Below are 13,176 nucleotides of genomic sequence, written 5' to 3' on the forward strand. Positions count from 1 at the left end.
TTCTTTCATTAAAACACTGTCGCTTCTTCCAGCGTAAACTTGACATTATCCTCAATCCATTTACGGCGTGGTTCGACCTTGTCTCCCATGAGAACATTGACGCGACGTTCGGCGCGGGCTAGGTCTTCGATGGTGACACGGATGAGGGTACGAGTTTCTGGGTTCATGGTTGTTTCCCAGAGTTGGTCTGCATTCATCTCACCAAGACCTTTGTAGCGTTGGAGGGTAGCACCTTTACCGAACTGTTTGCGGAGTTCTTCTAGTTCTCCGTCTGTCCATACGTAGGCTACTTCTTCTTTCTTGCCTTTGCCTTTGGACATCTTGTAAAGAGGTGGGAGGGCAATATAGACATGGCCTGCCTCAACTAACGGACGCATGTAACGGTAGAAAAATGTCAAGAGCAAGGTCTGGATATGGGCACCGTCTGTATCCGCATCGGTCATGATAATGATCTTGTCATAGTTGGCATCTTCAAGGGAGAAGTCAGCCCCCACACCAGCACCGATGGTATAAATCATAGTGTTGATTTCCTCATTTTTGAGAATATCCGCCATCTTGGCTTTAGCTGTATTGATAACCTTACCACGAAGGGGCAAGATTGCCTGAAACTTGCGGTCACGGCCTTGTTTGGCAGAACCATAAGCAGAGTCACCCTCGACTAGATAGAGTTCATTCTTAGCTGGATTCTTGGACTGGGCTGGGGTTAATTTACCAGACAGCAATCCCTTATCTTTCTTATTTTTCTTGCCATTTCGGCTCTCATCACGTGCCTTACGGGCTGCCTCACGAGCATCACGGGCCTTGATAGCCTTGCGAATGAGATTAGAAGCCAATTCCCCATTTTCCATAAGGAAGAAGGTCAACTTATCTGCCACAATTCCATCCACAACTGGGCGGGCAAGAGGGCTTCCTAGTTTGTCCTTGGTCTGTCCTTCAAACTGGAGGTGTTCTTCAGGGACTAGAATAGAGAGAACGGCTGCTAGCCCCTCACGATAGTCTGATCCTTCAAGGTTTTTATCTTTTTCCTTGAGAAGACCTGTCTTACGCGCGTAGTCGTTCATAACCTTGGTAATAGCGGACTTGAGTCCTGTCTCGTGCGTTCCACCGTCCTTGGTGCGAACGTTATTAACAAAGGACAAAATATTATCTGAAAATCCGTCATTGTACTGGAGGGCCACTTCCACTTGAAAACCATTGTCTTCCCCTTCAAAGTAAAGAAATGGCGTCAATGTTTCCTTGTCTTCGTTCAGATAAGAAACAAAGTCCTGCACCCCATTCTCATAGTGGAATCAATCGCTTCATCTGTTCGTTTATCAGTCAAAGACAAGGTCACATTTTTCAAAAGAAAGGCTGATTCATTGAGGCGTTCTGAAATGGTATTGTATTTGAAGTCTGTCGTAGAAAAGATAGTCGCATCAGGCATGAAGGTAACCTTGGTACCTGTTTTAGTCTTGGGTGCAGTACCGATTTTCTTCAAGGTCGTGACAGGTTTTCCACCATTTTCAAAACGTTGCTTATAGATTGCCCCGTCACGGATAATTTCAACTTCTAACCAACTAGAAAGGGCATTAACAACGGAAGAACCCACCCCGTGCAGACCACCTGATGTCTTATAACCACCTTGACCGAATTTCCCTAAGCGTGAAGAATGGTAAAGATAACCTCAACAGTTGAATTCCCATAGCGTGCATACCAGTTGGCATCCCACGTCCATGGTCTTGAACCGTTAAACTGCCATCTTTATTGATGGTCACATCAATACGGTCACCAAATCCAGACAAGGCTTCATCGACAGCATTGTCGACGATTTCCCAGACTAGGTGGTGGAGCCCAGCGCCATCGGTCGATCCGATATACATCCCTGGACGTTTTCGGACCGCATCCAACCCTTCTAGCACCTGAATGGCATCATCATTATAATTATTAATATTGATTTCCTTTTTTGACACAAGGAACCTCCTATTCGTTCATCTTTACTATTCTACAGGTTTTCCAAGGATTTTGCAAAATTTTTCTTTCTCCGCTGTGACAATTTCAGAAGAGATTCTCTGCCTTTCTTTTCCATTTCATGATATAATAGGAGTATGATTACAATAGTTTTATTAATCCTAGCCTATTTGCTGGGTTCGATTCCGTCTGGTCTCTGGATTGGACAAGTATTCTTTCAAATCAATCTGCGTGAACACGGTTCTGGAAATACTGGAACAACCAATACTTTCCGCATTTTAGGTAAGAAAGCTGGTATGACGACCTTTGTGATTGACTTTTTCAAAGGAACTCTAGCAACGCTTCTTCCAATTATGTTTCATCTGCAAGGCGTTTCGCCTCTCATCTTTGGACTTTTGGCTGTTATTGGCCATACCTTCCCTATCTTTGCAGGATTTAAGGGTGGTAAGGCTGTCGCAACCAGTGCTGGAGTGGTTTTCGGATTTGCGCCTGTCTTCTGTCTCTACCTTGCAGTTGTTTTCTTTGGAACCCTCTATCTTGGTAGTATGATTTCACTATCTAGTGTCACAGCATCTATCGCAGCCGTTATCGGAGTTCTACTCTTTCCACTTGTTGGTTTTATCCTGAGTCACTATGACCCTCTCTTCATCGCTATTATCCTAGCACTTGCTAGTTTGATTATCATTCGTCATAAGGACAATATCGCTCGTATCAAAAACAAGACTGAAAATTTGGTCCCTTGGGGATTAAACTTAACCCATCAAAATTCTAAAAAATAAACGCCAGTTTGAACAGAACTGACGTTTTTTTGTATGCTTATTTTGATTTGATATAGTTGATACCATCTGCTTTTGGTGCGACTGCTTTTCCAAAGAAAGCTGCCAAGACTAGAATTGTCAAAACATAAGGTGCGATTTGAAGGTAAACCGCAGGAACTCCTTGTAGGAACGGCAATTGAGAACCGATAACAGCCAAACTTTGTGAAAGCCCAAAGAAGAGACTAGATAGCATGGCTCCGATTGGATTCCATTTTCCGAAAATCATCGCAGCAAGAGCGATAAATCCAGGTCCAACAATAGTTGTCACTGAAAAGTTAACTGAGATTGATTGAGCATAAATCGCTCCGCCAATTCCACCTAGGAAACCTGAAATAATAACTCCAAAATATCTCATCTTGTAGACATTGATTCCCAAGGTATCCGATGCTTGAGGATGTTCACCGACAGAGCGGAGACGAAGACCAAATCGAGTCTTGAAGAGGATAAACCAAGCAAGGAATGAGAAGGCAATGGCCAGATAACCAAGAAGACTAGTTGACTTGAAGAAGATATCACCAATCACTGGGATATTTGCCAAGACTGGGAAATCAAAGCGTCCAAAAGTCTGACTTAGGTTGTCGGTTTGTCCTTTGTTATAAAGAACTTTCACCAAGAAAACAGCCAAGGCAGGCGCCATCAAGTTCAAGACAGTACCGCTGACAACATGGTCTGCACGGAAATGAACCGTTGCTGCTGCGTGGATGATAGAAAAGATTCCCCCTACCAATCCTGCTACAAGCAAGGATAGCCATGGGGTTGCTGCTCCAAATTGTTCTGCAAATTCAAGGTTAAAGACAACTCCAGAAAAGGCACCCATAACCATAATTCCTTCAAGACCGACGTTTACCACACCACCACGTTCAGAGAAAACACCACCAATACTTGTAAAGATGAGGGGTGCTGAATAAATCAGCATAGAAGACACCAAGAGGGTGAGCAAGGTTGTAATAGACATCTTTACTTACCTCCTTTAACTTGTTTTTTCGGTTTGACAAAGCGTTCGATAAGGTAATGAACACTGACAAAGAAGATAATAGACGCTGTTACAATGCTAACAAGCTCAGACGGTACCTGCGCCGCATTCATACCAGGAGCTCCAACTTGGAGAACACCAAACAGAAAGGCTGCAAAGAGAATACCAATTGGTGAGTTGGCCGCAAGCAGACTAACCGCCATCCCGTTAAATCCAACAGCCAATGACGCCCCCTGAACATAGACATTCTGGAAGGTTCCAAGTCCTTCAACAGCTCCACCAAGACCAGCCAAGGCACCTGAAATAATCATTGAGAGGATAATCGTTCTTTTTGCAGAAATACCAGCATATTCTGAAGCATGTGGATTAAGACCAACCGCACGAATTTCAAAACCAAGGGTTGTTTTCTTGAGCATAAACCAAATGACTGCAACGGCAATGAGAGCAAAGAAAATACCAATATTCATCCGTGAGTTACCAGTCAATTCAGATAACCAATGTGTCTGATAGGTTGCATTAGCCCCGACACGAATGGTCGAATCTGTACTTGCATGAATTCTTTAGGAAAGGCATGGATAAAGGCATTCCCTACATACAAGACAATGTAGTTCATCATGATGGTGACGATAACCTCTGACGTCCCTAGATAAGCTCTCAGAATACCGGAATCGCTCCGACAATCCCACCAGCAATCAAGGCAATCACAATAGTTGCCAGAATCATCAAGGGACGGGGCATATCTGGATGCGACAAGGCAAACCAACCGCTTAGAATCCAACCTGCCAAAGCCTGACCAGGAAGTCCGACGTTAAAGAAACCTGCACGACTGGCAACGGCAAAACCAAGACCAATCAAGACCAAAGGCCCCATTGCACGGAAGATTTCCCCAATCCCACGGAGGCTACCAAAGGCTGTGTAGAACAATTCTTCGTAGCCCCAAATAGCATCATAACCGAAGATCCACATGACAATGGCTCCAAGTAAAATTCCTAGGAATACAGAAATCAAGGGAACCGAAATTTGTTGTAATTTTTTAGACATCACTCTTCTCCTTTCCCAAGTTTCCACCAGCCATCAAGACACCAAGTTCTTGTTTATTGGTTGTTTCTGGTGACACAATACCTTGAATCTTACCATCATGAATAACGGCAATACGGTCTGAGACGTTTAAAATCTCATCCAATTCAAAGCTGACAACTAGAACAGCCTTACCATTATCACGCTCTTCAATCAAGCGCTTGTGGATATATTCAATGGCACCGACATCCAACCCACGAGTTGGCTGGCTGACGATAAGGAGATCAGGATCACGATCAATTTCACGAGCAATAATTGCTTTTTGTTGATTTCCTCCTGAAAGTGCAGCTGCAGGAACAAATTCACTGGCAGCACGAACATCAAATTCTTCCATTAGCTTTTTAGCATAAGAAGTAATATTTGAATAGTTCAAAATTCCATTTTTACTATGTGGTTCTTTGTAGTAGGTTTGAAGGGCAATATTTTCAGAAATCATCATCTCTAAAATCAAACCATCACGGTGACGGTCTTCTGGAACGTGCCCAACACTTAGCTCTGTAATTTGTCGTGGATGCAAGCCTACAATTGAATCTCCTTTTAGCTCAATGCTACCAGATTCAACCTTGCGAAGACCTGTGATGGCTTGAATCAGTTCAGACTGACCATTTCCATCAATCCCCGCAATTCCAACAATCTCTCCAGCACGAACATCCAAGGACAGATTTTTCACAGCTGGGACACCGCGGTTTTCATTGACCACCAAGTCTGTAATAGACAAGACCACTTCTTTTGGTTGAGAGGCTTGTTTCTCCGTTTTAAAGGAAACAGAACGTCCCACCATCATTTCTGCCAAATCAGCATTGGTAGCCCCTGCAATTTCGACGGTTTCAATTGATTTCCCACGACGGATAACTGTAACGCGGTCAGAAACTGCGCGAATCTCGTCCAACTTGTGGGTGATCAAGATAATTGATTTTCCTTCTTTGACAAGATTTTTCATAATAGCCATCAACTCCTCAATTTCTGATGGAGTCAAAACAGCCGTTGGTTCGTCAAAAATAAGAATATCAGCTCCCCGATAAAGGGTTTTTAAAATTTCTACACGTTGTTGGGCTCCAACCGAGATGTCCGCCACCTTGGCAGAAGGGTCCACAGCTAAGCCATAACGTTCAGAAAGAGCCTTGATTTCTTTGCTAGCTCCAGCGATATCTAGCACACCATTTTTAGTCAATTCACTACCTAAAATGATGTTTTCAGCCACCGTGAAAGCCTCTACCAACATAAAGTGCTGGTGAACCATTCCGATTCCCAAGCCAGCTGCTTTAGATGGGGAGTCGAGGTTGACAACTTGACCGTTGACCGCGATTTCACCACTAGTTGGTTCAAGAAGCCCTGCTAACATGTTCATGAGCGTGGACTTACCAGCCCCATTTTCTCCTAAAAGTGCATGAATTTCACCTTTTCGTAGGTTCAGGTTGATTTTGTCGTTGGCAACAAATTCACCAAACACCTTGGTAATATCACGCATCTCAATGACATTTTCGTGTGCCATGTGCTCTTCCTTTCAGAGTCTTATTTTATTTCAATAAAACTTGCTAGTTTGTATAGTAGCAAGCTTTACTGAGACAAAATGACTTTGTCTCAACTCTTAAAAAGCGGCCGATGGCCGCTTCCTAAGAAATAACTTCCATCCATTATTTTTCAGGAACTTTTACGCTTCCATCAAGGATTTTAGCTTTAGCATCTTCGACAGCTTTTTTACCTTCTTCTGAAAGGTTTGTTACTGCCAAGTCAACCCCTTTATCTTTCAATGAGTAAACGATCACTTGACCGCCAGGGAATTCACCTTTTTCTGCCTTGTTAGCAATATCTTTTACAGTTGTACCAACTTGTTTCAAAGTAGATACAAGAACAAAGTTTGATTCTTTGCCATCTTTAGAAGTGTATTTACCTTCTGCTTCTTGGTCACGGTCAACACCGATAACCCAAACTTTTTCATTTTCAGGACGGCTTTCGTTGAGTGATTTTGCTTCTGCAAAGACACCTGCACCTGTACCACCAGCTACTTGGTAAACAATATCTGCACCAGCTGCGTATTGTGCCGCTGCAATTGTTTTACCTTTAGCGGCATCACCAAATGAACCAGCATAGTCAACTTGTACTTTGATAGATGGGTCTACTGACGCAACACCAGCCTTGAATCCTGCTTCAAAACGAGAGATAACTTCTGATTCCATACCACCTACAAAACCAACTTGTTTTGTTTTAGTTGTTTTGGCTGCGGCCACACCAGCGAGGTAACCTGACTCATTATCAGCAAATGTTACACTAGCAACATTCTTTTTATCTTTAATCACATCATCAATCAAAACATAGTTCAAATCAGTGTGCTCTTCTGCTGCATCTTTAACTGCATTGTGAAGGGCAAAACCAACACCGAAGATTAGGTTGTAGCTTCCAGCAGCTTGTTGCAAGTTGTTAGCATAGTCAGCTTCACTTGTTGATTGGAAGTAAGTGAAACCTTTATCTTTTGCAAGATTGTGTTCTTTACCCCAAGCCTGCAAACCTTCCCAAGCTGATTGGTTGAATGATTTATCATCAACACCACCAGTATCAGTGACGATTGCTGCTTTTGTCTTCACATCAGAAGATGAAGCTGCCTTACGAGAAGAGCGGTTACCACATGCAGCAAGTCCAACTGCTGCCACTGCAACTAGACCAAGGCCTAGCCATTGTTTCTTGTTCATTACTGAACCTCCTAAATAAGATGTGCAACGATGTTGCAAGTATGGATTGGTTGGCCACAAGGACCGTGCCACTCAGAGAGCGACTCAGACTAGTTTAAGTCTGTAAAAGAATATGGAAGTAACTCCCCGACCGTCATCTCGACCGTCGATTTATCTTTTGCGACTAAGGTCACTTTTAGATCTTGTTCAAAAAATTCGACCATTACTTGGCGACAAGCACCACATGGTGAAATCGGTTTTTCAGTTTGACCATAGACAATCAATCAATTCTGAAAATTCTCTTTGCCCTTCAGATACAGCCTTAAAAATGGCTGTTCTCTCACCGCAATTGGTCAAAGGATAGCTAGCATTTTCGATATTCACTCCCGTGTAAACACTTCCGTCTTTGGCTACTAAAACTGCTCCGATAGGAAAGTGAGAATAGGGGACATAGGCATGTTTGCTGGTTTCAATTGCCAGTTCAATCAACTCAGTAGTCGCCATCTGCCAATTCTCCTTTTAAAATGGCTACCCCAGCTGACGTTCCGATACGGGTCGCCCCTGCTTCCACAAAGGCAAGAGCATCTGCATAAGAACGAGCTCCACCAGCGGCCTTGACCCCCATTTCAGGACCAACTGTTTCACGCATTAATTGAACATCTGCCACCGTCGCACCACCAGTTGAAAAGCCAGTAGATGTTTTAACAAAATCAGCTCCAGCTTTTTGAGCTAATTGGCAAGCCACAACTTTTTCTTGGTCGGTCAGCAGGCAAGCTTCAATAATGACTTTCACTAACTTGTCACCACTTGCTTCCACGACTGCGCGAATATCTGACTCAACCAAATCAAGATTACCTGTTTTGAGAGCCCCAACATTGATCACCATATCAATCTCGTCTGCACCATTTTGAATAGCTTCTTTGGTTTCAAAAGCTTTCACAGCTGAAGTTGTTGCTCCCAAAGGGAAACCTACTACTGTACAGACCTTGACATTTGAGTCTTCAAGCCCTTTTTTAGCATGTTCAACCCAGGTCGGATTGACGCAAACACTGGCAAAATCATACTCCCTAGCCTCAGACAACAAACAATCAATTTGATTTTCTGTTGCATCTTGTTTTAAAAGCGTATGATCGATATATTTATTTAATTTCATATTCGGATTCTCCTGCGGTTTATGAGATGATTTCTATAATTTCTCGTAAACTTTGCACCCTATCATTTATTTTAACATATTTTTGAAAATCTGTAACTAGCTGAGGAGAAATTTTTCCATTTGTGTATACTTTGGCAACAATTTCTCCCTTTTGAACGGAATCTCCAACTTTCTTTTCAAAAACAATTCCTGTTTCATAGTCCAAGGCATCAGACTTAACTGCACGACCAGCACCCAGTCTCATAGCATAAAGTCCAAATTCCATTGCTGGAAGAGCTGAAATGACACCCGTTTCCTGAGCAGGGATTTCCACCACATGGGCTACATTTACAGGACGATAGAGGTCTTCCAAGTCTCCACCTTGGGCTTGGACCATCTCCTCAAACTTAGTCAGTGCTTGACCATTCTCAAGATGTTGGCGAACTTCTTCAACTGTCTTGTTAACATTTGCCAAACCAAGCATAATTTGAGCCAACTCACATATGAAGTGGGTAATATCCTGACGGCCCTTGACCTTGTAAAATCTCCAATGCTTCAAGGATTTCCAGGCGATTTCCAATCGCTCGTCCCAAGGGCTGACTCATATCCGTAATGACTGCAACTGTTTTACGGCCTACTGCTTTCCCTAAATCCACCATGGTTTGAGCCAGTTCACGCGCCTCATCAACCGTCTTCATGAAGGCACCCTCACCGACAGTCACATCTAGCAAAATAGCATCCGCCCCTGCCGCAATTTTCTTGCTCATCACCGAACTCGCAATCAAAGGAATCGTGTCGACAGTTGCGGTCACATCACGAAGGGCATAGAGAAGCTTATCTGCTTTAACAAGCTGGTCTGATTGCCCAATGACAGATACACCAATGTCCTGTACCTGACGAATGAAATCCTCTTGACTACGTTCCACTTGATAGCCCTTGATAGACTCCAATTTATCAATTGTTCCACCAGTATGGCCGAGACCACGACCACTCATTTTTGCTACAGGCACACCGAAGCTAGCAACAAGAGGAGCTAAAATCAAGGTTACCTTATCGCCGACACCACCAGTAGAATGCTTGTCAACTTTCACACCATCAATGGCAGATAGGTCAAACTCTTGCCCAGTCTTGACCATCTTCATAGTCAAATCAGAAATTTCACGAGTCGTCATTCCTTTAAAATAAACAGCCATAGCAAAAGCAGACATCTGATAGTCAGGAACAGTTCCTAACACATAGCTTTCAACTAGCCATTCGATTTCACTCGAAGTCAGTTCTTGACCGTCTCGTTTCTTTTGGATTAAATCAACTGCTCTCATTCTTTCACACTTCTAAGGATATAGTATCCCTTATCTTTTTTGACGATTTCACAATTGCCAAACACTTCCTCCATCTTTGACTTGGCGCTTGGAGCCCCTTGTTTTTTCTGGATAACAATTGTTAAATCCCCACCAGTTTCCAAGAAATCTTTACTTTTCTCAATGATTTCATGAACTACTTGCTTGCCCGCACGGATAGGAGGATTGGAAATGACATGGTCAAATGTGCCTTCAACTTGTTCATAGATGTTGGACTGGAAAATCGTCGCTTCTACTTTATTTCGTTCAGCATTTTGTCGCGCCAAATCCAAGGCACGATTATTGATATCGACCATGGTCGCCTGAACGCCATAAGCCTTAGCTAAAGACAAGCCCAAAGGTCCGTAACCACAGCCTACATCAAGGACAGTTTCTCCTTGGTTGACCTCAAGACACTTGAGCAAGAGTTGACTTCCAAAGTCAATCATTTTCTTGCTAAAAACACCCGCATCTGTCAAAAAGGTCATTTTTTCTCCCAATAAGTCCACTCTTAACTCATGAATGTCGTGAGTAGCGTCAGGATTTTCTGCATAATACATTTTACTCATGAAACTATTTTACCATAATTTGACTTAAATTGTAAATCGTTTACAAACTGATAATAAAACGAAAAAGACTGAAGAAAGCTAGCCAAGAAGACCTTTTCTTCAATCTCTTTCAATTATTGGAAACGAATGACAAATCATGTAGGAGCAGATATCTCATAGTCTATTGTCTGTAATTAGGCTCATTTTTATGACTATTGCTTAACCTTCAAATACTTTATTATCAACAAAATTCCCAACAGGATGTTTAGATAAAAGCCCAACTGATAAGTTTGTGTCAGGATTTCCAAACTTGTCCAAAGTCGTATCAAATCTTCTAGCGATCTTCTAGCGAAATAACCCTCTGTCGCAATCCATAGAACTAAAAAGAAATAACTACCAGCAGCAAGCCATTTCGTCCACCGTTTTTTTAGGAAGAAAGCAATCAAAAGCGAACAGATAAAGACAGCTGTTACAATGGCATGTTCCATCAAAAAAGTAAAACCGTAATAGATTTCCACAAAGCGTCTACCATTATCCGCATTGACTCCTTTTATAAAAGGTAAGGCAAAACTTAAAATAAAACAGAGTTCCAATAGGTAAGGTTTCAAGATTTTCATAGTACACCTCCTATAAGTTATAAACCCCAAAGCCCCCTTTATAGCTGATAAGTCAGTAGAAAGCAGCTCCTACTTCATCAATAAATTGTTCATCCTCTATCTACTTATATTATATACTATTGACTTACCACATTCTTACCACATTCAAGAAACCGCTTTATTTTTTTAGCTTTTTATGGTATGATAGACAAAATATCTAGGGGAAAACAAATGACCAACGAATTTTTACATTTTGAAAAAATCAGCCGCCAGACTTGGCAATCCTTACATCGAAAGACAACACCTCCTTTGACAGAAGAAGAATTGGAATCTATCAAGAGTTTTAATGACCAAATCAGTCTTCAAGACGTTACAGATATCTATCTCCCTTTGGCTCATCTAATTCAGATTTACAAGCGAACTAAGGAAGATTTAGCCTTTTCAAAAGGAATTTTCCTCCAACGTGAAAGCAAATCTCAGCCTTTTATTATTGGGATTTCTGGGAGTGTTGCTGTTGGAAAATCAACAACCAGTCGCCTACTTCAAACCTACTGTCCCGTACACTTACAGATGCTACGGTTGAGTTGGTAACAACTGACGGCTTTCTCTATCCCAACCAGACCTTGATTGAACAAGGGATTTTAAATCGTAAGGGATTTCCTGAAAGCTATGATATGGAAGCTCTTCTCAACTTCTTGGACTGCATCAAAAATGGACAAGATGTGGATATTCCTGTCTATTCTCATGAAGTCTACGACATCGTACCTGAGGAAAAGCAAAGTGTCAAAGCTGCTGATTTTGTGATTGTTGAAGGAATCAATGTCTTTCAAAATCCACAAAACGAACGTCTCTATATCACTGACTTCTTCGACTTTTCCATCTATGTTGATGCTGGAGTGGATGATATTGAGAGTTGGTATCTGGACCGTTTCTTGAAAATGCTGAGCCTAGCCCAAAACGACCCTGATAGCTACTATTATCGTTTTACTCAGATGCCGATTGGGGAAGTGGAGTCCTTTGCCCATCAGGTCTGGACCAGTATCAATCTCACAAATCTACAAAATTATATTGAACCAACCAGAAATCGTGCGGAAGTGATTCTTCATAAAAGCAAGAACCATGAAATCGATGAAATTTACTTAAAAAAGTAATTTTCCCTTGTCAAAACGTAAGTTTTCAGATATAATGGTATAGTTAGTAAATATGGAGGTAAGAACATTGGCAAACATTAAATCAGCTATCAAACGCGCTGAATTGAACGTTAAACAAAACGAAAAGAACTCAGCTCAAAAATCAGCTATGCGTACTGCTATCAAAGCTTTCGAAGCAAACCCATCTGAAGAACTTTTCCGTGCTGCTAGCTCAGCTATCGATAAAGCAGAAACTAAAGGTTTGATTCACAAAAACAAAGCAAGCCGCGATAAAGCTCGTCTTTCAGCTAAACTTGCTAAATAAGAAACAGTCCATAGAGGCTGTTTTTTTGTCTCCAAATAGGAAAAGGTAGAAAATGAAAATTGCAATTATCGGATATTCTGGTGCTGGTAAGTCAACGCTAGCTGAAAAGTTATCTCTCTACTACTCCATCCCAAAACTTCATATGGACACACTCCAATTTCAACCTGGTTGGCAAGACAGTGACCGTGATTGGATGTTAACCGAGATGAAAAATTTTCTCACCAAGCATGAAGCTTGGGTCATCGATGGTAATTATTCTTGGTGTTTTTATGAGGAAAGAATGCAGGAAGCTGACCAAATCATCTTTCTCAATTTTTCACCATTTACCTGTCTCTTTCGAGCTTTTAAGCGTTATCTTAAATACCGGGGAAAAGTCAGAGAAAGTATGGCTAAGGGATGCCCCGAGCAATTCAACTGGGAATTTATTCGTTGGATTCTCTGGGATGGTCGAACAAAAAATGCTAAGGATAGATACCAATATTTAAACAATACTTACCCAGAAAAGATGCGTATTCTCCATTCTCAAGCAGAGATTGATTATTTCTTGCAATCTCTTAAAAAATAGACGATAGAGCAACATTTCATTAAGGTCACAGTATGAACTGAATGACTAAAAAAGGAAGATTT

Annotated in this window: 9 protein-coding genes and 5 pseudogenes; 4 read left to right on the forward strand and 10 right to left on the reverse strand. The window is 41.8% G+C overall.

Annotation, left to right across the window (positions count from 1 at the left end):
- Positions 1 to 8 precede the first annotated feature (8 nt).
- A pseudogene (gene parE, locus QMQ21_RS08835) lies at positions 9 to 1,949 on the reverse strand (DNA topoisomerase IV subunit B).
- A 135-nt stretch (positions 1,950 to 2,084) separates the two neighbouring features.
- On the opposite strand from parE, the gene plsY reads away from it, so the two are divergent.
- A complete protein-coding gene (plsY, locus tag QMQ21_RS08840; RefSeq protein WP_023936666.1) occupies positions 2,085 to 2,726 on the forward strand; it encodes a glycerol-3-phosphate 1-O-acyltransferase PlsY in 642 nt (213 codons plus the stop codon).
- Between the two features lie 37 nt (positions 2,727 to 2,763).
- Here the strand turns inward: plsY and QMQ21_RS08845 are convergent, their stop codons facing one another.
- From QMQ21_RS08845 to QMQ21_RS08885, 9 genes and pseudogenes are all read right to left on the reverse strand, one after another.
- The gene (locus QMQ21_RS08845; protein ID WP_000029121.1) at positions 2,764 to 3,720 is read right to left on the reverse strand and encodes an ABC transporter permease; all 957 of its coding nucleotides are present in this window, start codon (positions 3,718 to 3,720) and stop codon (positions 2,764 to 2,766) included.
- Between the two features lie 2 nt (positions 3,721 to 3,722).
- Positions 3,723 to 4,779: pseudogene (locus tag QMQ21_RS08850) on the reverse strand (ABC transporter permease).
- The gene (locus tag QMQ21_RS08855) at positions 4,772 to 6,307 is read right to left on the reverse strand and encodes an ABC transporter ATP-binding protein (RefSeq protein ID WP_023936662.1); all 1,536 of its coding nucleotides are present in this window, start codon (positions 6,305 to 6,307) and stop codon (positions 4,772 to 4,774) included. The pseudogene QMQ21_RS08850 and the gene QMQ21_RS08855 overlap by 8 nt, the downstream one beginning before the upstream one ends.
- 142 nt (positions 6,308 to 6,449) lie before the next feature.
- Entirely contained in the window at positions 6,450 to 7,502 is a 1,053-nt protein-coding gene (locus QMQ21_RS08860) for a BMP family lipoprotein (protein ID WP_023936660.1), read from the reverse strand.
- A gap of 89 nt (positions 7,503 to 7,591) precedes the next feature.
- A pseudogene (locus tag QMQ21_RS08865) lies at positions 7,592 to 7,985 on the reverse strand (cytidine deaminase).
- Positions 7,972 to 8,634, reverse strand: a complete 663-nt coding sequence (deoC, locus tag QMQ21_RS08870) for a deoxyribose-phosphate aldolase (protein WP_023936658.1) — start codon at positions 8,632 to 8,634, stop codon at positions 7,972 to 7,974. Before deoC ends, QMQ21_RS08865 begins: the two are co-directional and overlap by 14 nt.
- Before the next feature lie 19 nt (positions 8,635 to 8,653).
- A pseudogene (locus tag QMQ21_RS08875) lies at positions 8,654 to 9,932 on the reverse strand (pyrimidine-nucleoside phosphorylase).
- Positions 9,929 to 10,519, reverse strand: coding sequence for a class I SAM-dependent methyltransferase (locus tag QMQ21_RS08880; RefSeq protein WP_080674648.1), 591 nt, complete (start codon positions 10,517 to 10,519; stop codon positions 9,929 to 9,931). The pseudogene QMQ21_RS08875 and the gene QMQ21_RS08880 overlap by 4 nt, the downstream one beginning before the upstream one ends.
- 191 nt (positions 10,520 to 10,710) lie before the next feature.
- Positions 10,711 to 11,115 (reverse strand): hypothetical protein, encoded by a 405-nt coding sequence (locus tag QMQ21_RS08885; protein ID WP_023936653.1) that lies wholly within the window; start codon positions 11,113 to 11,115, stop codon positions 10,711 to 10,713.
- Positions 11,116 to 11,325: 210 nt separating this feature from the next.
- Between QMQ21_RS08885 and coaA the strand changes: the two are divergent.
- From coaA to QMQ21_RS08900, 3 genes and pseudogenes are all read left to right on the forward strand, one after another.
- A pseudogene (gene coaA / locus QMQ21_RS08890) lies at positions 11,326 to 12,245 on the forward strand (type I pantothenate kinase).
- 67 nt (positions 12,246 to 12,312) lie between these two features.
- Entirely contained in the window at positions 12,313 to 12,549 is a 237-nt protein-coding gene (gene rpsT / locus QMQ21_RS08895; RefSeq protein WP_001274000.1) for a 30S ribosomal protein S20, read from the forward strand.
- Positions 12,550 to 12,601: 52 nt separating this feature from the next.
- Positions 12,602 to 13,114, forward strand: a complete 513-nt coding sequence (locus tag QMQ21_RS08900; RefSeq protein ID WP_000684198.1) for a DNA topology modulation protein — start codon at positions 12,602 to 12,604, stop codon at positions 13,112 to 13,114.
- Positions 13,115 to 13,176: the final 62 nt, after the last annotated feature.

This window comes from Streptococcus bouchesdurhonensis (genome assembly GCF_948472335.1).

What these genes read in the sequence shown, in the direction of transcription:
- QMQ21_RS08845 (WP_000029121.1), bottom strand. Translation starts at nt 3,720, where the DNA reads ATGTCTATTACAACCTTGCTCACCCTCTTGGTGTCTTCTATGCTGATT.
- QMQ21_RS08900 (WP_000684198.1), top strand. Translation starts at nt 12,602, where the DNA reads ATGAAAATTGCAATTATCGGATATTCTGGTGCTGGTAAGTCAACGCTA.
- QMQ21_RS08880 (WP_080674648.1), bottom strand. Translation starts at nt 10,519, where the DNA reads ATGAGTAAAATGTATTATGCAGAAAATCCTGACGCTACTCACGACATT.
- deoC (WP_023936658.1), bottom strand. Translation starts at nt 8,634, where the DNA reads ATGAAATTAAATAAATATATCGATCATACGCTTTTAAAACAAGATGCA.
- QMQ21_RS08885 (WP_023936653.1), bottom strand. Translation starts at nt 11,115, where the DNA reads ATGAAAATCTTGAAACCTTACCTATTGGAACTCTGTTTTATTTTAAGT.
- QMQ21_RS08855 (WP_023936662.1), bottom strand. Translation starts at nt 6,307, where the DNA reads ATGGCACACGAAAATGTCATTGAGATGCGTGATATTACCAAGGTGTTT.
- plsY (WP_023936666.1), top strand. Translation starts at nt 2,085, where the DNA reads ATGATTACAATAGTTTTATTAATCCTAGCCTATTTGCTGGGTTCGATT.
- QMQ21_RS08860 (WP_023936660.1), bottom strand. Translation starts at nt 7,502, where the DNA reads ATGAACAAGAAACAATGGCTAGGCCTTGGTCTAGTTGCAGTGGCAGCA.